General features: G+C 47.7%; 16 protein-coding genes, 2 pseudogenes and 1 riboswitch. Of the genes and pseudogenes, 7 read left to right on the forward strand and 11 right to left on the reverse strand.

All coding sequences use genetic code 11. The annotated features are described in order from the left end of the window. Positions 1-102: 102 nt before the first annotated feature. Genes T491_RS0112120 through T491_RS0112135 form a run of 4 tightly spaced genes read right to left on the reverse strand, consistent with a single transcriptional unit; the run spans position 103 to position 7,452 of the window. Positions 103-2,478: an ABC transporter permease gene (locus T491_RS0112120; protein WP_081773377.1), complete on the reverse strand. Its 2,376-nt coding sequence runs from the start codon at positions 2,476-2,478 to the stop codon at positions 103-105. A 13-nt stretch (positions 2,479-2,491) separates the two neighbouring features. Then, positions 2,492-4,870: an ABC transporter permease gene (locus tag T491_RS0112125; RefSeq protein WP_028904127.1), complete on the reverse strand. Its 2,379-nt coding sequence runs from the start codon at positions 4,868-4,870 to the stop codon at positions 2,492-2,494. 6 nt (positions 4,871-4,876) lie between these two features. Then, on the reverse strand, positions 4,877-6,130 hold the full coding sequence (locus T491_RS0112130) for an efflux RND transporter periplasmic adaptor subunit (protein ID WP_028904128.1): 1,254 nt from the start codon (positions 6,128-6,130) through the stop codon (positions 4,877-4,879). Continuing rightward, entirely contained in the window at positions 6,118-7,452 is a 1,335-nt protein-coding gene (locus T491_RS0112135; protein ID WP_028904129.1) for a TolC family protein, read from the reverse strand. Before T491_RS0112135 ends, T491_RS0112130 begins: the two co-directional genes overlap by 13 nt. A 232-nt stretch (positions 7,453-7,684) precedes the next feature. On the opposite strand from T491_RS0112135, the gene T491_RS0112140 reads away from it, so the two are divergent. After that, positions 7,685-8,209 carry a response regulator transcription factor gene (locus T491_RS0112140; RefSeq protein WP_028904130.1) on the forward strand — a complete coding sequence of 175 codons (525 nt, stop codon included), beginning with the start codon at positions 7,685-7,687 and terminating at the stop codon, positions 8,207-8,209. Beyond that, entirely contained in the window at positions 8,206-9,054 is an 849-nt protein-coding gene (locus T491_RS0112145) for a PAS domain-containing sensor histidine kinase (RefSeq protein ID WP_036916066.1), read from the forward strand. The genes T491_RS0112140 and T491_RS0112145 overlap by 4 nt, the downstream gene beginning before the upstream one ends. Positions 9,055-9,062: 8 nt before the next feature. On the opposite strand, the gene T491_RS0112150 is transcribed toward T491_RS0112145, so the two are convergent. Further along, positions 9,063-11,264 carry an alpha-galactosidase gene (locus tag T491_RS0112150; protein WP_028904132.1) on the reverse strand — a complete coding sequence of 734 codons (2,202 nt, stop codon included), beginning with the start codon at positions 11,262-11,264 and terminating at the stop codon, positions 9,063-9,065. A 126-nt stretch (positions 11,265-11,390) separates the two neighbouring features. On the opposite strand from T491_RS0112150, the gene T491_RS0112155 reads away from it, so the two are divergent. From T491_RS0112155 to T491_RS0112165, 3 genes and pseudogenes are all read left to right on the forward strand, one after another. Next, the gene (locus T491_RS0112155) at positions 11,391-11,966 is read left to right on the forward strand and encodes a manganese efflux pump MntP family protein (protein ID WP_028904133.1); all 576 of its coding nucleotides are present in this window, start codon (positions 11,391-11,393) and stop codon (positions 11,964-11,966) included. 77 nt (positions 11,967-12,043) lie between these two features. Then, positions 12,044-12,820 (forward strand): annotated as a pseudogene (locus tag T491_RS16505) (ABC transporter ATP-binding protein); the annotation flags it as partial. Positions 12,821-12,847: 27 nt separating this feature from the next. Further along, complete coding sequence (locus T491_RS0112165) at positions 12,848-13,882, forward strand: aminotransferase class I/II-fold pyridoxal phosphate-dependent enzyme (RefSeq protein ID WP_028904134.1); 1,035 nt, start codon at positions 12,848-12,850, stop codon at positions 13,880-13,882. Here the strand turns inward: T491_RS0112165 and T491_RS0112170 are convergent. From T491_RS0112170 to T491_RS0112190, 5 genes are all read right to left on the reverse strand, one after another. Continuing rightward, positions 13,872-14,996, reverse strand: coding sequence for an ABC transporter substrate-binding protein (locus T491_RS0112170; protein WP_028904135.1), 1,125 nt, complete (start codon positions 14,994-14,996; stop codon positions 13,872-13,874). The two genes, T491_RS0112165 and T491_RS0112170, sit on opposite strands and share 11 nt — an antisense overlap. 19 nt (positions 14,997-15,015) lie before the next feature. Continuing rightward, entirely contained in the window at positions 15,016-15,765 is a 750-nt protein-coding gene (locus tag T491_RS16510; protein WP_051523148.1) for a DUF4465 domain-containing protein, read from the reverse strand. Positions 15,766-15,795: 30 nt separating this feature from the next. After that, the gene (locus tag T491_RS0112180; RefSeq protein WP_231480248.1) at positions 15,796-16,848 is read right to left on the reverse strand and encodes a hypothetical protein; all 1,053 of its coding nucleotides are present in this window, start codon (positions 16,846-16,848) and stop codon (positions 15,796-15,798) included. Positions 16,849-16,956: 108 nt separating this feature from the next. Further along, positions 16,957-18,174 (reverse strand): YncE family protein, encoded by a 1,218-nt coding sequence (locus T491_RS0112185; protein ID WP_231480249.1) that lies wholly within the window; start codon positions 18,172-18,174, stop codon positions 16,957-16,959. A gap of 67 nt (positions 18,175-18,241) precedes the next feature. Next, complete coding sequence (locus T491_RS0112190) at positions 18,242-20,260, reverse strand: TonB-dependent receptor plug domain-containing protein (protein WP_036916069.1); 2,019 nt, start codon at positions 20,258-20,260, stop codon at positions 18,242-18,244. Positions 20,261-20,299: 39 nt separating this feature from the next. Further along, positions 20,300-20,485: riboswitch (cobalamin riboswitch) on the reverse strand. A gap of 89 nt (positions 20,486-20,574) precedes the next feature. On the opposite strand from T491_RS0112190, the pseudogene T491_RS17480 reads away from it, so the two are divergent. Both T491_RS17480 and T491_RS0112195 read left to right on the forward strand, forming a co-directional pair. Further along, positions 20,575-20,682 (forward strand): annotated as a pseudogene (locus tag T491_RS17480) (aldo/keto reductase); the annotation flags it as partial. Positions 20,683-20,804: 122 nt separating this feature from the next. Next, positions 20,805-21,932, forward strand: coding sequence for an ATP-binding protein (locus tag T491_RS0112195; RefSeq protein WP_028904139.1), 1,128 nt, complete (start codon positions 20,805-20,807; stop codon positions 21,930-21,932). 44 nt (positions 21,933-21,976) lie between these two features. On the opposite strand, the gene T491_RS17195 is transcribed toward T491_RS0112195, so the two are convergent. Next, a partial coding sequence (locus T491_RS17195) for an MBG domain-containing protein (RefSeq protein WP_197018872.1) occupies positions 21,977-23,098 on the reverse strand: 1,122 nt, incomplete at its 5' end.

The following is a 23,098-nucleotide window of genomic DNA, read 5'->3' on the forward strand; positions in this document are numbered from 1 at the left end:
GTTACGATCATTTTATATGATATGCAAGCTTTTTTGAGTGCCCAGAGGGCGTTCGTCTAATCTTTATACACACCATCGTATGATTTATTTACACTACCCTGGTTATTCGGTTTTGATATTGTTCACTGGGTTCTCAGATGCAGCGCGCCAGTTCTGGAAAACAACGGTAAGCAGCGAGATGATGAAGCAGGTAAACCCAGCCGCTACGAATATCCAGACACTGAGCGCGATGCGATAACTGAAATTGCTGAGCCAGTCGGTCATCACATACCACGAGATGGGTACAGCTATGACAAACGCAATCAGCATAGGTATTGAGAAGATACGGAGCATTAACATCAGTACTTCGGTCGAAGTAGATCCCATCACTTTACGGATAGAGATCTCTTTCTGGCGCTGACGGATGAAGAAGAGCGACATGCCGATGGTACCCAAGATAGAGATGATAACAGCAATGAGCGTGAAGAGCGACACGATGCGCAGGGTGTTACGCTCGTTCTCAAAAGCTTTTGCTATTGTTTCTTCAACACTCTGCACGCGTTCCAAGCCAAACACCTTAGGAGCATTAGGATCTTCGAGCTTCTTAACCATCTCCTGGAAAACAGCCTTGGCCTTCTTATCTCCATTGGTCTTTACCAGGAAATACGGAAACGTCTTATGCTTATCTATACAGATAGCAAAAGGCGGCACTTCGCCTTCGAGCACATTAGCCAACTTGATGTCGTTCAGCACACCACCTATCGGAGCGGTGCTACCGGTACCAAAATCCAATTCACGCGTTTCATCGTTATAGCCCAACTGGTGCAGCGCATTCTCGGTAAGATAATAGCTACCATTGCTCGAACCATGATTCTTGATAATCTTCAGTCCCAACAGGTCAAAAGAGGCCTGGTCCATGGTGGTACAGAACAGCATCATGAAACTGTCGCCTCGCATGATACCCAAAGCCGCAGGGAAGGTGTAGTTAAACAGTCCTCCCTCGTAGGTGCCTACCTTCTCTACAAACGGCATCTCGGCCAGTTGCTTTCCGATGGTCTGACTCTTACCATCCGGACTCATAATACAATACAAGTTCTCGGCATCGAAACCACGTGGTGCATGTATCAGGTGGTTCAGTTGCAACCATACAACGAGTGTGGCAGTAAGCATGGTTATCGTCATCACGCTCTGCAGGATGATAAACAAACGTCCCAGCACCATTTTGGAGTGGTAGCGGAAGTTACCTTTCACTATGTCGATAGGCTGATAGCGCGAGAGTTGCATAGATGGCAGAATGCCTGACACAATACCCGTTAGCAAGATAAAAGCCAGACTAACACTTACACTCACCACATTGATATCCTCTAACAGAGCTATCTTTCCACGGAACAGGTTTGCGGCATCGTCCTGCAGACCTACCGCCAGGAACAGACCTATCACAAACGAGAGTGCCACCATCAATGTCGATTCTACAATCAGCTTGAGCGATACATGCATCTGACTGCTACCAAACAGCTTCCTGGTGGCCATCTCCTTGGCACGAAAACCAGTGTTGGCTACCGTTAGATTAATATAATTGGTAATCGCAAAGAACAACAGAATCAATACTGCCGCCAGCAGGATGTGCAAGCGCTGCTTATCGCCCTTCACCAGATCCTTTCCGCCATTCTGCGGTGCAAACAACACATCCTTCAAGGGGGTGATACTTGTTTTGAACTCACCCATCAGGGGATGGTAGTTCTTGGAGATATAGTTATCGATGTTTTTGGTTTTTCTGTCGAGTGTCATGCCCGGACGAAGCATAAAGAAAGCCTTGCAGCTACCAAACGCAGTACTGGCGAAATTATAATTCTGGAAATGATAACCTAACAACTGTGGATAACGTGCCATATTGGCTATCACCTGTGTCTCGTTAGGCAATACCGTATGGTCGAAGTCCTTCACTACTGCGCTGATGGTATAAACCAGCGTCGTATCGAAATCTTCTTTGGCATAGTCGCTCGAACACTCGCCTACAAGCTGCAACGATTCGCCTATCGGGTCTTCCGCGCCAAACAAGCGCTTGGCCAGTCGCTCTGTAATCACACATTTATCGGGTGCATCAAGCGCCGAGAGTCTGTCGCCTGCCAGCAATGGGAAGTCGAAGAACTTAAAGAACGTAGAGTCGGTCAGCATGATGATGGCATTCTCGTCATCAGCCTCAGTCACCTCTTGCTGTCCGTACTTTACTCTACCCTTCTGACTGAGCACACAGCAGGTCTGTTCCACCTCAGGGCACATATCCTTGATGCTCTTCACAGCCTCGGGCCACATGGCAAAAGCCTCCTGATGGCCCACCAGCACGATACGATCGGCATTCTTGTGCCAACTGTCGATGCTGTACTGGCGCCAGGTGTAGTCGCCCAACAGGATGATAAACATCAACGACACTACAAGCCCTACCACATTAATTAATGTGTAGAGCTTGTTGCGTGAGAGGAATCGAAAGTAACTTTTCATACGGTTTTATGGTTTACTCGTTTTTAATATTATTGATAGGGTTCTCGGTGGCGGCGCGCCAGCCTTGCAGGGCGGCGGTGAGCACATTGACTACCAGCACAATAAGCAGCGAGAGTATCAACGGCATGAACTGCATCTCTACATGCAAACCTGATATACTGCCTGCCGTAGGTGCCAGCCAGTAAGCCAACGGGATGGCAATGATGGCGGCTACCAGCGACTGTACAAACACCGTTCGCAACAAGTGCAGGGTGATACTACTTACTTCGGCACCAAACACTCGGCGCACAGCTATCTCGCGCCTACGCTGACTCACAAAGTAACTGTTCATCGCCATCAGTCCGAGGATAGCTATCAGCAAGGCCACAAACGTAAACACGGTAAGCACACTCAGGAACCGCTCGTAATCCTCGTACCACTCCTGATGTTTCTGTTCAAGCGAGTGAGCATCTGACGCTTCATGACCAGTGAGTTCCTGGAACAACGTTTTCATTTTCCGCTCCACTTTTTCACGATCACCATGATACTTCACAATCGCCATACGGGGCGAGCCATATTGTCGCTGAGCAAAACTGGTGGTGTCGTTAATATATTCATCGGTTCTCAATATCACGATGGGCGTGGGATGCTTCTCCTCGTTCATCACAGTCTGATAGATAATATCGGGATAAACAGCCGAAATAGTCATATTCATATGGCCTTTGGTGTTCACAATCTCTCGGGTATCATCACTCTTACCAAACTGGCGCAGTAGCTGATGGTTCACACCTGCTCCCCTATCCGTATAGGTCTTCTCGGGATGGATGTTCAGAATATTGAAGAAACAGCTGTCGCCCATCAGGTAGCGCATACTTACCACTGTACCATCGTCGGCCTGGGTGGTGTTGTTCTCCAGGAAATCGAGCGGCGTACCATAGCCAAATCCCACAGCATCAACCTCAGGCAGTTGCAACAGCTGTTGGCGATAGGTCTGGCGCTGTGTCTGACTCAGGTTATTGATTCCCCAGGTTTGCAGGATATTCTCGTAATCGTAACCCAGAGGCTGATGCATCTTTTCGCGGATATTGCTACTGAGCAACAAGGTCACAGTGAGCATCACGATGGCAAACACAGCCTGAATCACCATCAGCACATGACTCCAGCGCTGGCGCACACGGCGACGGAAAGTGCCGCGAACGATATCGATGGGCTGGTAGCCGCTAAGTATCGAGGCGGGCACAAAACCTGCCAACGCACCTACCACAGCAATGATAAGTACAAAACCAATGATGGTAACGATGCCTGTATCCTTAAGCAGATCTATCTGACATGCGGCCATCTCGATAGCCTTATCCTGCAAGGCAAGAGCTGCCAGATAAGCCACAGTAAAAGCTATGGCGGTAAAGAAAATGCTCTCGCCAATCAACTTGAGGAACACCTGCAGGCGCGAGAGACCCAACAGGCGACGGGTGGCCATTTCCTTGGAACGCTCCGTGGTGAGCGACACACTCAGGTTGACATAATTAAAGATGGCAAACACCAGCACCAACAGGGCTATCACCACATAAAGATGAGCCATATCGCGATTGCCGTGGTTCAGGTCGCCCGACTGGAATGAGCATTCCTTGGCATCGTAGTAGAGTGTAGAGAGCGGGGTAAGCGTCACCTGCTTTACTGCATCCATACGATAAAGCCAGAAGAAGGTCTTCATATACTCGCGCATCGCATCAGTCTTGCTACGCAAGTCGGCACCCTCGCGCTGCATCAGGAACAGCACGCTACTACCGGCATTGTTCATCTCTTCGGTATAAGCCGAATAGTTAAAATGCTTATGGCTTTCGAGGTTCACCACGCACTCGTGACTGCTGGGGATAACCGAGCGGTCGAAATCGTCCATGATGCCACTAATGGTATAGGTAACATGCCCGTCGGGATCGTTCTTATCACCCAGCACCATCTCCTTGCCCACCGCATCGCCATCGGGCCAATAGCGCTCGGCAAACTTCTTGCTAACCACCATCTGGTTGGGGGCTTCGAGCACTTTATGCTTGTCGCCAGTCAGCAACTGGTAGTCGAAGAACTCAAAGAAGTTTGGTGCAACCACCAGGATATCAGTATTTACCTCCATGCCACGGATATCAAACATGGCATTATAACCAGAGACAGAGCACCAGGCTTCGATTTCGGGAAAGCGGTCCTGCAACTTTTGACCTACACGGAAATGCGACATGGTAAACTCCTCGTTGCCAAGAGCAAAGATACGCTCGCCACGGCTCTGGTAGTTCTCTACCGATGTCTGACGATAGATAAGGTCGCCCAACAGCAGCAGGAACGCCATCGACAGGCACAGGCCCACGATATTTATAATGGTAAACAGGCGATGACGACTCAGGAACTTAAAAAAGCTTTTCATAACGCTTTACTTAATCACCAACACTTCATTATCCTTAAATGCTTCGTAACCACTGGTAACCACGCGCTCGCCTGGCTCCAATCCTTCGAGAATCTCGTAGTACTGAGGGTTCTGGCGACCTACACGGATGTTACGGCGATAGGCCTTCGAGCCGCTCTTGTCGAGAACAAATATCCACTGGCCTCCTGTGGTCTGGAAGAAGGTACCACGAGGAATAATGATGGCCTGCTCGGGCTGACCCAGTTCGAGGTCGATATAATAGGTCTGACCTGAACGGATGTTCTCCGGACGCGCACCTTTGAAGATGAAATCGCAGCGGAACTTACCATCGCGCACCTCGGGATAAACCTTACGCACCTGTAGCTGGTACTGCTTGTCGCCACGGGTAAAGGTAGCTGTAAGACCTGGACGAACGCGGTCGATATAATGCTCGTCGATGCTGGCCTGTACCTTATAATCCGAGAGGTCGTTCAACTGACCGATCTTCTGTCCAGGCTGAATGCTCTGTCCTAACTCCACATCCAAAAGTCCCAGTTCGCCATCGATAGCCGAACGTATCTCGAGCTTATCCTTACGCTGGCGCACCAGCACCACGTTCTTACGCATGTTCTGCAGATTGTCCTCCATCTGGTCCATCTGTACGGTACGATAGATAGAGTCCTGTTTCAGACGCTTGGTAATGAGCGAGCGCTTCTTGGCTGAGAGCTGGTAATCCTCCTGCGACTTGATGTAATCCTCCTTGCTGATCAGCTTCTCGGCATACAGACGCTTGTTCTGATCATAGGTACGCTGTTTGCGATGGGTGTCCATATCCAACTGAGCCTGCTCGGTCTGGTTGTTCAGGCGGTCCTGTTGCATAGCCACCTGGGTGTTACGCAGCAGGTTCTGCTTCTCGGCCAGTTCAGCCTCGGCATTCAGGATCTGCAGGTCGAGGTTCGAGTTGCTCAGACGCACAATCACATCGCCCTTATGCACCATCGTACCTTCTTCAACCACCTTCTCCATCACGATACCACCTTCTTCGGGCGAAATCTGTACTATCTGGATGGGCAGCACCTGTCCGTTGGTACGTACATAGTCCTTAAACTCGGCACGCTGTGCTTCGCTGATGGTCATCTCGTCCTTGCTCACCTTGAGCGTCGAGGCGTGGTTACCGAATATCAGCCAAATCAGCATGACTAACAACAAGCTGCCGCCTGCGGCGTATGGCCAATACTTCTTCAGTTGCTGACTCTTAGTTTTTTCGATTACTCTGTCCATATTGTTTCTCCTTTATAATATCTTACTAATTGTTCCTTTACCATAGCCATGAGCTGACATTGCAGCAGGGTGGCTTTTGAGTTGAGCAGCTGTGCCGATGTGGTGTGCAGATCGATGGCTGTTGCAAGACCCTCTTCGAACTGTCGACGGATAAGCTGATAACTCAGCGAGTCGGCCTGCACCTTCTTCTCCATCTGTATTGTCTGCTTCTGATAGCCCTGCCAGTCGTTCCAAGCCTCACTGCTCAGTTTGGTCAGTTCCAACTGCTTCTGGTCGTAAGCCTCCTGGGCAATCTTGTAGTTGTTCTTGGCCTTGCGAATGCTGGTAAGGGTCTGCAAACGGTTGAAGAGCGGAATGCTGACTGATACACCAAGATACTCACCCATATTGTTCTTCAGCTGGTTGCGGAAAGTCTCTGCAGCATCGTTATGCAGCGTTTTGTAGTAAGTGGTGCTCAGGCCCGCACTCAGAGAGAGTGATGGATAAAGAGAAGCGCGAGCCTGATGCCACTCATGTTTCGATGTCTGCATGCGATAACGAGCCACCTGCAGTTCTGGATGGCGCTCGTTATCCAGATTTTGTTCCCACGTTGGGAATGAATTGTTCCCACACTGGGAACCAAACATTCCCACGTTGGGAATATATTCCAGGCTCAGACTATCGCTCAAAGGATAGTTCATGGCCTTTTTCAGTTCCAATATAGCCGAGGCATAAAGGTTCTGCTGGCGTGTCAGTTCGTAATCGGCCTCAGCCTGTTGCGATTCCACCTGAGCCACATCAGCAGCACTCTTTCGCCCCACCTCTTCAAGCACTTTTACCTGCTTGAGCAACAACAACGTCTCTTCAACTTTCTCCGCGGCCATTTTTACTAATCCATCGTAATAAGCCACGCTGGTATAGGCCTGCAGTACGTCAAGGGCAGTCTGATCCTGACGCTGGCGCAGACTGGCGCGTCCCATCAGCTCGCTGGCTTTGGCGGCCTTGAGAGCATGCAGACGACTGAATCCGTCGAATACTGGCAACGATGCCGAGAGCTGATAGCCATTATAAAAGGTACTCACATCGGTATAGCCGTTGGTCTCAGGATCGATGGCACGACCAAAGTTATACTGGGCACCGATGCCAGCATCCACAGAAGGCAGGAATTTACCGATAGCACCCGTCTTCGATGCCTTATAGTTGTCGAGTTCCAGCTCGGCCTGCTTCACCTCGTGGTTATGCTGCACCGCATACTGCATGCATTGCTGCATGTTGAAGCTCTGCGCCAGACTGGTGCTGAAACACAGAGATGCTGAGGTACAGAATAATAAAAACCTTTTCATATAGCGTTATCATTAAATTTTTCTGGTGCAAAGATAGGGTAATAAATATTACGAGCCAAGCAAAAATAGGGCTCCAAAGGCTGATTGTCTAAAATTTATACACCCATTTGTATGACTTTTAGACAGAAAGTATTACTTTGGCTTCGCCGAAGATACTTTCGTCCGAAAAAGCTCAAATAAAATTTGGCTTTTTGCTCACTTATTCGTATCTTTGCACACAAAAATCATCATTATGAATAAATACGGAACTATATTAATCGTTGATGATAACGCGGCCATCCTTACCGCTATGCGTTATCTGCTTGACAGCACCTTTGAACAAGTGCTGACCTTAACAAACCCAGATGACATCCTGAAAACGATGGCCCAACAGACCATCGACATCGTAGTGCTCGACATGAACTATACCCTTGGCGTAAACAATGGTAATGAGGGACTGTTCTGGCTGCGTGCTGTTCGCAAGCAGCATCCGCAGACACCTGTCATTCTGCTCACTGCCTATGCAGATATCAATCTGGCCGTGAAGGGACTGAAGAATGGCGCTGCCGACTTTATCACCAAGCCCTGGGATAACGACGAGCTACTGCGCAAACTGAAGGATGTGCTGGATATGCAGAACGAAATCGTCAGTCTCGACGAAGTGGAACAGGAGCATATCCGCCGCACTATCGACCACTGTCACGGTAATCTCACCCAAGCAGCCCAACTGCTTGGCATCACTCGTCAGACACTCTACAACAAGATGAAACGCCTATGACGTGGCTTCTCATCATATTCTGCATCGTATTGGTAGTGCTGGTAAGTGGTATCGTTCACCATCAGCACAGACTCCGTTTGCGTGCCCACCTGATGCAGGAAGCCATTCGCAATCAAGACTTCTCGTTCCGTCTGCCCACCAACAATCTGCTGCCTGGCGAACGTGCCATGCAGGAAGCACTCAACCAGTTGGGCGAGAACATCCGCCAACAGATCAACAAGAATGAGGTAGAATCGTGGGAGCGACTCACTCGTGTGCTGACCCACGAGATGATGAACGCTACTGCGCCCATCACCAGCATCAGCCAGTCGTTACTAAGTCGTCCCGATGTTAAGAACACGCCATTAGAGGATGGTATCAAGGCCATCCATGACACCTCGCGCCATCTCAGCGATTTCGTGGTGAACTATCGCAAGATGTCGGAACTCGAGAAACCAGTATTAGCTGCTTTCAATCTCCGCTCGATGATTGACGACCTGAGCAAGACCTACCAGCAATTGGACTGGACCATCGACGTGCCTGCAGACACCACCGTTACTGCCGACAAGGGAATGTTGCGCCAAGTACTGATGAATCTTGCGAAAAACGCCATCGAGGCCGAAGCTACAAAAATGATTGTAGAGCAAGAACCATCAGCCAGCACCCTTTTCATCGGCAACGACGGACTACCCATTCCTGCCGAGAATCGTCAGTCGTTGTTCGTACCATTCTTTACTACCAAGCGCACTGGCAGCGGTATAGGCCTATCATTGAGCCGCCGCATCATGATAAAACAAGGTGGCATGCTCGACCTTGCAGAAAAGAATCTACCAGGCTGCCATGTCACCTTTGTTCTAAGTTTGTAAACAATCCGTTATTGTGCTTCGAGCAGTAATACGCGACTGCTCCAATCGTTTTTCTTCGACCACTCGGGCTCGTTGCGATAAGGCATCTCAAGTCCGTGATTCATCAAGTAGGCACCGCTGAACACTTTACCCTCTACATCAAGAGGCTTCAAGTCGATACGGTTCAACTCGTGAATCTTATAGTTCTTCGATGCATCGAGACCAGCCATTTTTACACGAGGCAGATGCTCGTTCTGGAACGACTCTGTCTTCCACCAGAAGAACACACTCTTCGACTTTTGCTCGTTGACGTACATTAACGAAGCAAGTCCCACCTTATCATAAGGCGAAACCAGACGATAGATATCGCCAAACTGTACGATTGGGCGTATCTGCTTATATTCAGCAATAGCCTTCCGACAGAGTTCCTTCTCATCATCAGTCATGTTCTTTGGCTGGATTTCCATTCCTAAGCGCCCACTCATAGCCACATCGATACGATACTTCATGGCTGTGGTACGGAATACAGTATGGTTAGGTGTAGCCGAGATGTGCGAAGCCATCGCGATAGCAGGGAAGAAATAGCTGGTTCCCCACTGCATATAGATACGCTGCAGGGCATCGGTATTATCGCTCACCCAGAACTCATCGAAGTAAGGCAGCACACCCCAGTTGGCACGTCCACCACCAGAAGCACAAGCCTGGATAGTCAGGTCAGGATACTTGGCACGTACACGCTGGCAAACCTTCTCAAAACCACGGTGATACTCTATATAGAGATGACTCTGATCGTTCATCGTCAGATACTGTGAGCCATGATTCAGAATCGGCATATTGGCATCCCACTTGATATAATCTATCTCTGGATACTTGGTCATCAGATTGTCGACAATCGAGAACACAAAGTCCTGCACTTTAGGATTGCCCATATCCAGTATCAGCTGAGTACCGCCACGTCCCTGAACAGGAGCTCGCTTGGGGGCCTTGATAATCCAATCCGGATGCGCGTCGTACAGTTCTGATACAGAATTGGTCATCTCTGGCTCAATCCAGATACCGAACTTAATGCCGTGCTTCCTGGCATCGCGAAGCAATCCCTCGATACCCTCTGGCAATTTGTTCTTATCTACCACCCAGTCGCCAAGCGCACAGTTATCAGTCTTACGTGGGTACTTATCGCCAAACCATCCATCATCCATCACAAAGAGTTCGCCACCCATCGAGGCAATGTCGCCCATCATCTGGTCCATACCCTGCTGATTGATGTCGAAATATACACCCTCCCAGGAGTTGAGCAATATCTTACGCTCCTTGTCGCCATGAGCCAGCATATACTTGCGTCCCCACTTGTGGAAGTTACGCGATACGCCTGACAAACCGCATTTAGAGAAGCTGAACGCTACCTTAGGCGTAGTGAAGAGCTCACCTTTCTTAAGATGATATGCCGAGTTATCAGGATTGATACCTGCAAAGAAATAGTGGTATTCTGTATCATCAGTCTCTACCTTCAATTGATAATTACCAGAGTAACAGAGTGCTGCGCCAATCACGTCGCCACGATTCTCCTGAGCCTTACCGTCGAGCGAGAACATCACCTCGGCATGGTCTGTATGCGAGTTGCGCGAACCATCCTTATTCTTGATAACCTTCTCACCTGGCAGGATTGGCTCTTCCACCAATCGAGCCTCGTTGGCCCATGAACCATAGAAGTGCGAGAGCCATACATTGCCACGACGAATGGGCAGAGCGCATGAGGCAAACTGGGTCAGCGTAACTGGTTTCTTCTCGTTGTTCCTGATCTCAGACCAGGTCTCAATGATATCCTCGTTAAAATAGGACTTGAAACAAAGGTCGACAGAAACGGGATACACATGGTCTACCAGATGAATACGGAACTCCTGATTGCCCTGAGCATCAGCCTCAATCTTGTCAAGATGGTCGACAAAGAGCTCTGTCGACAGATTGCCATCGCTGTGCGTCATGGCGATAGCAGCCTCAGCTGGACAGTTCATGCCATAAGCCGGATAAGCATCCATACGACCATTGCGAGGCATCTGCAGGTTCTGCAGATCAAAGGTGCTCAGTTTATGACCATAATACACATACTGAGGTTGCTTATCGCCCTCAACGTTCAGCACCATCGTGGTGTTTTTGGTCTGGATAACTACCTGTTCAGCCCTTGCAGAAAAGGCTGTGACCAAAAGAAAACCTAAGAAAAGAATCTTTTTCATTGTTAGGATTACGAATTTAGTTGTTAGAGATTATCAGAGCGCAAAGGTAAGAAAAAATTTGGTTATCTCAAAAAAAAGTTGTTATTTTGCAGCCCAAAGTGTAAGAAAGAGCAAAATAAGTACATCATGAACTCGTTTGATATCTGGTTGTTAGCCGTTGCACTGGCTATGGACTGCTTTACGGTTTCTATCGTAAGCGGGGTGATTGTGCGCCGCTGGCTATGGGCAATGATTCTCCGCATGGCTTTCCTTTTTGGATTATTCCAGGCCATGATGCCCTTAATTGGCTGGTTAGGCACTAATCACTTCAGCGAGCAACTGGAGGCAATAGACCACTGGATAGCTTTTGGCTTACTGGCCTTTATCGGCGGAAAAATGATTCGTGAGTCGTTTGGCCATGAAGAAGAAAAGCAGTTTAACCCCCAGAACCTGAAAACCCAACTGCTGTTAGCCGTAGCCACAAGCATTGATGCACTTGCCATCGGCATTTCCTTTGCTTGCACAGGCTATAATGCCGTTACCCAGATTATCAGTCCTTTATACGTTATCGGTCTTGTGTCATTCTTGTTCAGCCTATTCGGCTATCAGCTTGGTGTAAAGTTCGGCAAATCGATAGCCCGAAAGCTGAAGCCAGAGTTATTAGGCGGTAGCATACTCATTGGAATTGGTATAAAAATACTGATCACACACCTTTTGTCATAAGAAAAACTCAATAACAGAAAAAAGTTTGCGTTTTTTATTCAACATTTCAAACTTTTTATTACCTTTGCAGCGTGAAGATAAAGGGCGAAACGATACAACTACACAATCTAAGCATTGGCTACCAGACGAAACACGGAATCAAAACGGTGGCTACAAACATCAATGGCACCATCAAAAGTGGTGAATTGACCTGTCTGCTGGGCGCCAATGGTGTAGGAAAATCGACACTTTTACGAACCCTCTCTTCGTTTCAGCCACAGACAGATGGCGAGATTCTGCTGGAAGGGCGCGAACTATCGAGCTACAGCGATAAGGAATTGAGCCGGCTGATAGGTGTGGTGCTGACAGAGAAACCAGACGTGAGGAACATGACCGTTCGCGAGCTGGTCAGCTTAGGCCGATCGCCCTATACCGGATTCTGGGGCACCTATTCGAAAGACGACCTACAGGTGGTTGACGAAGCCATTGCGATGGTGGGCATTGAGACACTTAGTAAACGTAAGGTTCACACGCTGAGCGACGGCGAACGACAAAAAGCCATGATAGCCAAAGCACTGGCACAACAAACGCCAGTCATCTATTTGGATGAACCAACAGCCTTTCTCGACTATCCCAGTAAAGTAGAGGTTCTGCAACTGCTAAGCCGCATCAGCAGAGAGGCTGGGAAGGTCATCTTCCTTTCAACCCACGATGTGGAGCTGGCCCTACAAATGGCTGATACCATCTGGCTGATGACCAGCAACGAGGAAATGGCCATCGGGGCACCTCAGATGCTGGCAGAACAAGGCGCACTGAGTAGGTTTATAGAACGAGACGGCATAGTTTTCGAACCTGAAACAATGGCAATCAAAGTAACAAAAATGATTTAATCTATTAAGTTTATGATATACGGGCACGGTGATGACATATACCGCTATGGTGATAAGGTGAAGATTAACTTCAGTTCGAATGTGTACAGTCAGGCTGACTACACAGAGCTGAAAGAGCACCTGATGCAGCATTTCGATGTGGTGGCCCATTATCCAGAGCCTGATGCTCATACGTTAGAACACATGATTGCCGAGAAGCTGGGCGTAAAAGAGAATACCGTCATGGTGACAAGTGGCGCCAACGAGGCAGTCTATCTGATAGCACAGCTTTATCGAGGTTGGGCATCCATCATCCCCCATCCCACCTTTAGTGAGTACGAGGATGCCTGCCGCATGTTCAACCATATCATCTCATACGATGTGAAAGATGAGATGGACGTATTGCCTAAGGACCGTATCTATTGGATATGTAATCCTAACAATCCTACAGGCAATGTGCTGGTAAAGGGCATGCTCAATCATATTGTCAGGAAGCATCCACGCTATCTGTATGTGATTGATCAGTCGTATGCCGACTACACCTTGGCTAACACACTGGATCCTAAGGAGATGACAGATGTGTTCAACCTGATGCTGATCCATTCGCTCTCAAAGAAGTACTGCATACCAGGCCTTAGATTAGGCTATATCGTTGCGTCACCGATTATCATTGGCAGACTGAAACAGATTCGTCAGCCTTGGGCTATCAATGCACTGGCCATAGAGGCAGGCAAATATCTGATACAACACGATACTAACATGATTCCCGACCTGAAAGGCTACTTGCGAGAGGCAGCCAGACTGCACCAGAACCTGGAAGCCCTCGACGATCTGAAGGTCATGAAAAGCGACACCAACTTTATGTTAGTGAGTATCGCCAGAGGAACAGCTCAGGAACTGAAACGATGGCTTCTCGACAATCATGGCATCTTGATTCGTGATGCGTCGAATATCCGCGGACTCGACGACAGCTACTTCCGCGTAACAGCCCAGACACCTGAGGAGAACGACCTATTGGTCGAGGCTATCACAGCGTATCTTGATCATCTGACTGAGGTCAGCGACTAACCTTTACATAATAACGCAAAGGTGCAAGTCCCTCGATTTCCGGATGGAAAATCCTTATAAAGTCGTTCAGCAGTCTTTCTGGATGGAAGGGCGATTCTTCGTAGAAAGGCGAACGCTCCACATCGCACCCATAAGCCGTTTGATGTTTGAACGCACTGAACTGATTGTAGCCATGATGTTCGCCAAGTAGTTCATCGTAGGTGATATCATGATCACTACTGTATCTGAAAAGCCACACGTCAGTTTCACCAGCACGCTCCAAGACTGTTTCGAAAGGTAATGAGATAGAACCGCTATGCTCATCATCAGCCCAGGGATAACGGCCATTGGCATCCTTAATCATCTGCCCTATCGTACTCTTGCCACCTGGTACATACCAAACGCTACCTGTCACCTTGTCCATCAACACTGATGGTTGGGTTTTGGCCTTTGAAGCCAACTGCTTCAGTTGATGATAATGCTTATCGACCGCTTGGAACAAACTATCTGCCTGCTGCTCGCAACCAAACAGCATACCATAGAATCGCAGCCATTCAGCCCGTGCCAACGGCGACGACTCCATATAGTCGGCACATTCTACAATAGGAATATTGATATCCTCAAGCTTACCATAGCCACCACTATTCTCGAAAGGCGACAGAAAGAGCGCATCAGGACGTTCATCAATAATCTTCTCTATCACAGGACTCATACCATCGCCCACATCGGTAATGCGACCTTTGGCCACCTGTTCCTGAATCCAAGGTATCTTGATATACTTCAGATCGGCAACGCCCGAGATACAATCCTGCTTACCAAACTCCATCAGCATGGCGCAATGAACGGTAGTAAACATCACCGCTTGCTTCAATGGTGTTCGGATAATGGTTCCATTAGGGATATGGTTGGGAATCGCCTGATCAGCAGGTATCAGCACATAGCGATGCAACGTCATACCTTCCTTCCAAGGATTCTTTAACGTAGCCACCGTATAGCCGTCATACTTGACGACGCTGATCTGTGTGGCATACTTAAAAGCGACAGTATCGCCCTCTGTCTGCATCGAAGCGGTCTTCTGAACACCTTTGCAGGCAGAGAACAATACTGCCAGGAATAATAGTTTGATGTATTTCATTTATTCTTAATCAGCATGATTACTTCACAATCTGAAGGTCATCGATACACATGTATGAAGGAGTGGTCAGACCATAGCTGTTCTTTTTGCTGCCATCAAATGTGAAGCTCAGGTCTTTAACCTTACCCAGGCTACTGAGGTCGCAGTACTTCCACTCACTAACATATTCACCATCTTTAGCCAGATCGATGTCAACAGATGCTGTCGTACCATCAGCTTTTGTACCAGTAACAGTGCACTTCAGCCAGTCGGTAGCATCGAAAGCACCAGGAGTCATACCATCACCATTCAGGATGGCATCAACTGTCCAAGCATCGTTTGTGTACCAGAAACCATTTACCCATACAGGCTCTCCACCGTTCAGGTCGATAGTCTCACCAAAGATATAAACCACACAGTATTTATTACCAGAATGAGCAGTACCAGTGGTATTATTGAACTGGTCAGGAATCATATTCGCATAAGTAGTTGCAGTACGATTTGAGATAGCATAACCTGTCCAACTGAGATATGCTGGAGTATAATTAGCAGGGAAAGATACGCCACTCTCAACGTAATTACATGCATAAGCATCAGCGCCCCAATTACTGAACTTAACACCACTCTCGTCACCACACCAATAGCCATCATTATTCAAGGCCTGATTCTCGAACGAGATCGTATAAGTCTTGAAACTGTTAACGGGGTTGTCTTCGTTATCACAAGAAGTGAACGACAAGGCGAAACCGCACACGAGGACTGCGAGTCCAAAGAATTTGTTTGTTTTCATAACTGTTTTGTTTTAAGTAAAAAATAAAAGTTATTTGATTACTATCTTTTTCTTGTTCTGAATATACACCCCTTTCTTCGTAGGAGTCACTTTCCGTCCCTGAAGGTCGTAGAACAGCTTCGACGAATCATCCTGACCCACGGCATGGATTCCCGTCTGGGCATTTCTAATAGCCTCGAGCGAGGCATCGAGATGAATATCCTCTGCACCAGCAAACTCTGTGGATGTCTCGCCCCACCATTCTGGCTGGGGACACTTCTGATTGAGTCCTGTATATACACGCACAAAGTCGACGAAATCCAGATTCACAGGCTGGCGGTTCTCATCTACAGCCCACGAGATATCGATGCCGCACCCCTCGTAATTGTAAGAGGTGGCATCAGCTTTATCAGAAAAGTTGGGCAGATTGTCGGCATAGCCATAGCGGAAGCCTATCAGTACATAATAATATGGACTCCAGCCTTTATCAACCTGATCCGACAGGTTCAGCATATTATCAGGCAGTCGGGTCCCCTTAAAGGTAAGGTTATCAGGCAACCACTGGGGATAATACTCTTGAGTATGGTAGTGATTGCGATCGATGGTGCCGCTGTGGCCTTGATTGTCATCCCAGGGGATATCGCCCATAGGGTTCTGGTGATAGGTCACCTCGTAGTCATAAATCACCTTGCCCACGCTATCCACATCGCAACTGCCACTGATTTCATACCAGGGGTCATCAGGCAGGCCGTTGCCATTCACATCCTTCGATACCATCACGACACCAGCCTCGTTCATACCGCCAAACACCAGATTCTGCATTTCCTGATAGGCATTACCCCAAACGGCAAAGTCGCGCTCGCCTGGGATATTGGCAATAGAGTGGTCGAAATGGAAGGTGATATAACCACCCCAGCCACCAAGTGCCACCAGATGAGAATCTACGGGCCCAAGACCTGCCAGGTTTTCATTACACTTGAGAATCATTTCTGCCTCAGTATCGCCCTCCTCGTATTCTGGCACATCGTTCACATACTGTCCTGGGGCTGGACGATATTCATCTACAGCCTTGATATATTTGGAGTGTACAGCCACGTCGTCCATGCGCTGGGCGTGCAAGGGTAAAAGGGTAAAAAGGTAAAAAGGTAAAACCTTTAACCACCCTTTATCCATTATGCTGTTTATTATATGTTTCAATATTCTTGCCATTTTTTACTTTTTTACCTTTTTACTATTAAATACAAATGCTGCGTGGGCTGGTATATCGCCAGTCTTCACTTTCCAGTCGAAGGTGCCATCGGGCAGGAAGTGCAGCAGTTCGCCACTCGATACATAGTTCTTGGCATCCATCAGATAGAAATCGCGATGGATGGGGTTGACGATGATGCCATACGGCATACGGATCTTACTGATTTCAGGCGCAGCCGAAAGGCTCGTGCTCACTATCTGATGCTTTCTCACATCGATGATTCCATAAGTAATGGTATTGCTCATCGACACCTCACTCCACTGACTGCCATAGAAATAGAGCGAATCGCCTACGATACAGAGGTCGCTGACAGGCTGGTCAATATGCCCGCCTACCGTCATCCTTCCATCGCTGTCGGGTACCAACCACCAGATAGTCGATTCCTCATCCATATAGTTGCCACGAGCCGTAACCCACAGCTGGTTGTATTTATCAGCTTTCAGGTGATGCAGATTGGGAGCCACCACAATCTTTTCTGTCTCCTTCATCGTCTTCAGGTCTATCACGCTCACCGTACTCTCATAGCCTTGGCCTGTCATACCCTGATAGCCACCACTATTGGCCACATAGAGAAGATTGCCAACAATCGCCATCTCCTCGGGCTGATAGCCAACCGTACAGGAGTCAACCTTCTGCAACGTGAGCGTATCTACCTTATACACGCTACCCAACGGACTGCTGCTACCACTATACACAGAACCCACATACGATGATACGTAGGCATACTGATCCTTGAAGGTTACATAGCGGCAGTTAGGGATATCAACCTTTCCGATTTTAAAGGCAGAATCGGCACGAGCCACCTCTACCTTATGAGAACAGTTGATGACGAGCCAAAGGCGCGAACCGTATATCTTACAATCGTTGCCCACATCGCCCAGCGACAGTACGCTACTGGGGTTACGCTCAGAATAGATGTTACGGTAATAGCTCACCGTTGGTTCCCTGCCCGACAGGTCGAGATAGTCGAGGGTCGACTTGTTCATGCCCATATTACCCTCGTTGAGCAGATACATGCCCACTATATCGCCTTTCTGCGCCTTACCACCCGTATCGGTCTTCTCTATCGGCACAATCATCACGTCCTGACGACAGGCCGTTAAAAGTAAAAAGGTAAAAAGGTATAAAGGTAAAAGCCTTTTTACCTTCATTGTATAGCTATGTATTCTTTCTTGTGCCATATTTACTTTCTTACCTTTTTACTTTTTTACCTTTTTACTTTTTTACCTTTTTACTTTTTTACCTTTATTATATCTCAACGCTAAGGGTTAATGCATAGTTACGACCAGGCATGGGGTAGTTTACGATAACCTCGTAGTCCTGTCCCAGCACGTTATTCACATCCAACTGCGCCTTGCAACGCGCTTTCTGATAGTTGAAACGGTAGATGATACTCAGGTCGCTGGTGTACCAGGGCTCCATGTGGTTATAGAGTATGTTCTCCTGCTCGTCGTAGCGTTCACCAGCATAGATAAACGAGTAGTTCACGTTCCAGTTCTTGTAGGTAAGTCCCACGATAGCCGAACCCGAGTGCCAGGGGATATAGGGTATCTGATGCTTGTAATACGAGGTTTCGGGATCAGTTACATCGCGCGCATCCTGATAGGTGTACTGGGCGCGAGTGGTAGCTATCAGATCCTTGCCGATCTTGAAATCAGCCTCAGCCTCAACGTCGATGCCCTTGATATGCACCTTGCCCAAGTTCAGCATTGTCCAACGGAACTGCTGCCCCTTGGGGTAAGCCACAATCTTATCACGAATCGTATTATAATAGGCATCGAAATGCATCTCTGCATGGCGAACAATACCGTGCTCAAAGTGCTTGTTAAGGGCAAAACCGGCATCATACTGCAGGGCACTCTCAGGCACCAGGTTGGCATTACCCATATCGGTATAGTACAGGTCATTGAAGGTAGGCATGCGGAAGCTCTTCTTCACGTAGGCTCGCATAGAGAAGAAGGTGCCGCGGAATGGATACACATTCACAAACAGCGCTGGCGTGAGTTTCGAGAGCGAACGACTGCTATTCATCGCCACAAAGTCGCCCCTGCGATGGGTCTTGTCGTGGATAAAAGTGGCCAGGATAGAGCCCTGCGCCTTCAGGTGCTTGTAGTCGACGGCTGTAGCTAAACTCACCAGATTGGAGAGTCGCGTGGGGAAAGCAAAGTTATAGATATCGGCATTCAGCTTGTTCCATTTGAAGTCGTAGGCCAGCGATGCACTCCAGTTGGGCAATAGTTCCAGCACATTGGCTGTTGAAAGATAAAGCTCCTGCTGCTTGTAGCGATTGTCAACAGGCAACTGGGTTTTGTCGTTATTCACGTAGTGAGTGTTGTAATAGGCATACTTAGCCAGCCAACGGGTACTGAATCCATCGCCTATATTCTTATTATAATCAGCCTGCAGGAAGGTGTTCAGGTCCTGCTGGCGCTCACCACGTCGCCACACATTGTTCACAATGGCACCAGGAATACCGCGGGCTGAGTTATACAGATACCCCTTCAGCTGCCAACTGCCCTGCTCCAGTTTTCCAAACAGGTTTGCTTCGATACGCTCAGCGTGTATATCGCCATTCTGTCGCACAGCCGTGGTGTCCCAAGCTGTCTGTCCGTTGGGATACTTGCGCTCATAGTGGAACTTATACTTTCCGCTCGCCGTCAGGAAACCAGCACTTACTGACGAGCTGACCGTCTGCGACAACTGCTGCTCCCACAGACCAGTCAGTCTAAGCATATCGCTCGAACCATACTGGGTCTTGAATCGCAGGTGAGTCTTTTCTCCTTTCGTGAAATCAGGCGCCTTGGTGCGGATATAGATGGCACCAGCGTTACCAAAATCGCTGGCAGGCTGGAAGATAGCACTCTTCTGTCCGTTGTATAGCGTGATATCCTCCACATTGTCTAATGAGAACTGGCCCAGGTCTATCTGTCCGTTCTGCGCATTTCCCAATTGCACGCCATCGTAGCTAATGCCTAAGTGGTGCGTTCCCATCGAGCGGATGTTTACCGTCTTGATGCCGCCCACGCCACCATAATCCTTCAGTTGGATACCAGAGAAATAGCGCAGCGCATCAGCCACCGAGTGCGTGTTCAGCTGCTCCAGCAGTTCACCTTTCAGCTTCTGACTGGGCACCACCTCACGCATGGCAGGTTTCGACACAACAATAATCTCCCGTACATGCTGTACGGAGTCCAACTTGCTTTGTGCTGCCGTTGTCATCGTCAACACGCAAGCCATTGCCAATGTAAGCTTTCGCTTTCCCATCATTTATCTGCGCCACCACCGCCTATCCCCAGAGTACAGCATGCGGCTATAGTCTTCATCGGCAGGTATTCTGACTTATCGTCTGACAACAAACGTCTTCCCAAAAATCTCAGTGACATATATGTTTGCGCCTCATAAAGGACGACTTACAGCAGCGGGACTGTTCAGGATTCTCACCCGATTCCCTATTAATCTCCTCAACGGAGAACCGATTACTGCCTGCAAAGATACAACAATTCTGCAAATAAACGAACTTTTTAGCAAAAAATCTAAACATCTAAACTTCTGAACCATTTTTGCTGTAATTATTTGGAAGGATGGCATCGCTCGACCAGAGTCTCAAGCGCATGCATCTTGACTATGTCGACCTGTTCTACAGCCATCGTTTCGACCCAGAGACGCCGATGGAAAGAACCTCCGCTGCGTCACCACAAAATAGCACGTAAAAGCTAAAAAAACATAACGGTACACAACTTTGTGGTCCACATACTTGTGTACCATTGTTTTTTTGTTTATATTTGCACCCAAATACTTAAGATAATGGCTTATGAAGAGAGCATTTGTATATGGCATTTCGGTTGAAGGCGAGAATTTTACAGATAGAGTAAAGGAAACTAAGCGCTTGAAGTTAAACTTCGAGAATGGTATTAATGTAATTCTGATTTCTCCTCGTAGAATGGGCAAGAGTTCAATTGTCAAAAAGGTGAAGTCGGAGATTACTAATCCAGAGATCAAGGTGGTCTACATGGACATTTATGATTGTCGAAGCGAGTATGATTTCTATAACCGCTTTGCCACAGTGCTAATGAAGGAAACAGCTACTAAATCAGAGCATATTATCGAGAATATCAAGCGATTCCTTGTACGTCTTACTCCTAAGATTTCATTTTCGCCAGAACCTATGTCCGACATCTCGCTTTCGCTTGGTATAACTCCTCAGAATTACCAACCAGAAGAAATACTACAACTGCCAGAGTTGATAGCAAAAGAGCAGGGCAAACATATAGTAGTGTGTATTGATGAGTTTCAGCAAATAGGAGAATTCACAGATTCGCTAACAATTCAGAAACGAATACGAGGCGTTTGGCAACATCAGCAAAACGTATCATATTGTCTGTTTGGCAGTAAAAAGCATCTGATGACCAAACTATTTCAAAACCGCAAGATGCCTTTCTATCAATTTGGCGAAATGATGTACCTTGATAAGATTTCTACCGAAGACTGGGTTCCTTTTATTCAGTCTCGATTCGAATATCAAGGCAAAAAAATCTCTGAAGAATTGGCAAGAAGAATCTGCGAAACGGTAGAAAATCTCTCGTCTTACGTTCAGCAATTAGCCTGGAACATATTAGCAGAAACTGATCAAGAAACAACAGAACAGGAATTCAATACTGGCGTAGAAGCATTAATGACCCAATGTTCAGGGTTGTTTCTGGAGCAGTTGCAAGGCCTGACATCATATCAGATTAATTTTATACGTGCCATCTGTAATGGAGTACATTCTGATTTTGGTAGTAAGGCAGTACTCGAGGAGTACAATTTGGGCAGCAAGTCTAATATCTCACGCATTAAAGAGTCATTACTCGATAAAGAGCTTATAGAAACAGATGCAGATGGTGTATATCTCGAAGACCCTGTTTTCAAGATGTGGTTTAAGCGAGAGTATATGAAATAATAGAAACGAGATGCAAAAGGGGGCGAATTCGCCCCCTTTTGCTTTTATTTAAGAACGATCTTCTTACCATTCACGATGTATACGCCTCGTGGCAGACCTTCAAACGAAGTAGCTTTCACTTTGACTTTGCGACCTTGCAGGTCGTAGATGTCATGCGCCTCGCCATCAGTCATTAGTATATTCTTAATGCCAGTAGAGCCAATTGCAAGGATGTTCTGGAACTCACACCAAACAGGCGCTGCTTTGTAGAGTTCCACGCTGCCCTCTGGCACATAGAGTATACATGTAGCTTTATCCACACCATCAAATATCGAACTATCTCCAGCCCTTGTCATCATACCACGAGCAGCAGCACCAGACAAGCTGATAGGTGTCGTTATATAAACGGTTATCGATTTTAGATTACTGCACCCCTTAAAGGATTTGTCGCCAATGGTTGTGATGGAACTTGGGATAGTAACATCCGTAAGATCCTTGTTGTTCTCGAAGGCACTCTCACCAATCTCTGTTACCTTGTATGACGTTCCATTATGCTCAACGGTTTCTGGGATTGAGAAAGCTCCCTTTACGCCCTCATCACTTGTGATGGCCACAGTGTTCTCTTCGCCTTCGCCGCCTGATGACTCGTTGATGGTATATTCGGCAGAATTATCATCCTCGCCCTCACCGCTGCCACTATTATCATCCACAAAGGTTTTCTTTGTCTTGATAGTCAACGTGCCAGCAGAATAACTGAATGAATAGTTCTTTGCCGCACCGCCACTGATGGTGATAGCGTAAGTACCAGGTTTGCTTTCTGAGGTTGCCTCACAACTTGCAGTAGGAACTGTAGTTAATACAGCTACAGTCTCATTATTCACAAAACCATCATATCTGATAGTAAAGCGAGGAACACTTTCGCCTTCAGTCATTTCGTAATCACCTACCGAAACAGACAGCGAGGCTTTAGCTATCGTTACTCGGAAGTTCTGGGCTGCAATGTCATTGTGATTGGCATCCCCCTTTACCTTGTAGTAAACAGTGTAACTACCAGCATTGGTTCCCTGCGGAATCTGCGTACTATAATTGGTACCATCAAGCGAGTACTGCATTGTTCCCGTTGTCGTACTACCAGCAGTTATCAGATCCTGAGCAGCACCATTATATACCAAGTCGCTCTTACCTGC

It is taken from the genome of Prevotella sp. P6B4, assembly GCF_000619985.1.
GTDB lineage: Bacteria > Bacteroidota > Bacteroidia > Bacteroidales > Bacteroidaceae > Prevotella.

Bases quoted from the DNA above. Each gene is read 5' to 3' on its own strand.
- T491_RS0112170 (WP_028904135.1), bottom strand. From the start codon at position 14,996: ATGAAATACATCAAACTATTATTCCTGGCAGTATTGTTCTCTGCCTGC.
- T491_RS0112145 (WP_036916066.1), top strand. From the start codon at position 8,206: ATGACGTGGCTTCTCATCATATTCTGCATCGTATTGGTAGTGCTGGTA.
- T491_RS0112135 (WP_028904129.1), bottom strand. From the start codon at position 7,452: ATGAAAAGGTTTTTATTATTCTGTACCTCAGCATCTCTGTGTTTCAGC.
- T491_RS0112155 (WP_028904133.1), top strand. From the start codon at position 11,391: ATGAACTCGTTTGATATCTGGTTGTTAGCCGTTGCACTGGCTATGGAC.
- T491_RS0112190 (WP_036916069.1), bottom strand. From the start codon at position 20,260: ATGATGGGAAAGCGAAAGCTTACATTGGCAATGGCTTGCGTGTTGACG.
- T491_RS0112125 (WP_028904127.1), bottom strand. From the start codon at position 4,870: ATGAAAAGCTTTTTTAAGTTCCTGAGTCGTCATCGCCTGTTTACCATT.
- T491_RS0112195 (WP_028904139.1), top strand. From the start codon at position 20,805: ATGAAGAGAGCATTTGTATATGGCATTTCGGTTGAAGGCGAGAATTTT.
- T491_RS0112150 (WP_028904132.1), bottom strand. From the start codon at position 11,264: ATGAAAAAGATTCTTTTCTTAGGTTTTCTTTTGGTCACAGCCTTTTCT.
- T491_RS0112185 (WP_231480249.1), bottom strand. From the start codon at position 18,174: ATGGCACAAGAAAGAATACATAGCTATACAATGAAGGTAAAAAGGCTT.
- T491_RS16510 (WP_051523148.1), bottom strand. From the start codon at position 15,765: ATGAAAACAAACAAATTCTTTGGACTCGCAGTCCTCGTGTGCGGTTTC.
- T491_RS0112180 (WP_231480248.1), bottom strand. From the start codon at position 16,848: ATGGACGACGTGGCTGTACACTCCAAATATATCAAGGCTGTAGATGAA.
- T491_RS0112140 (WP_028904130.1), top strand. From the start codon at position 7,685: ATGAATAAATACGGAACTATATTAATCGTTGATGATAACGCGGCCATC.
- T491_RS0112120 (WP_081773377.1), bottom strand. From the start codon at position 2,478: ATGAAAAGTTACTTTCGATTCCTCTCACGCAACAAGCTCTACACATTA.
- T491_RS0112165 (WP_028904134.1), top strand. From the start codon at position 12,848: ATGATATACGGGCACGGTGATGACATATACCGCTATGGTGATAAGGTG.
- T491_RS0112130 (WP_028904128.1), bottom strand. From the start codon at position 6,130: ATGGACAGAGTAATCGAAAAAACTAAGAGTCAGCAACTGAAGAAGTAT.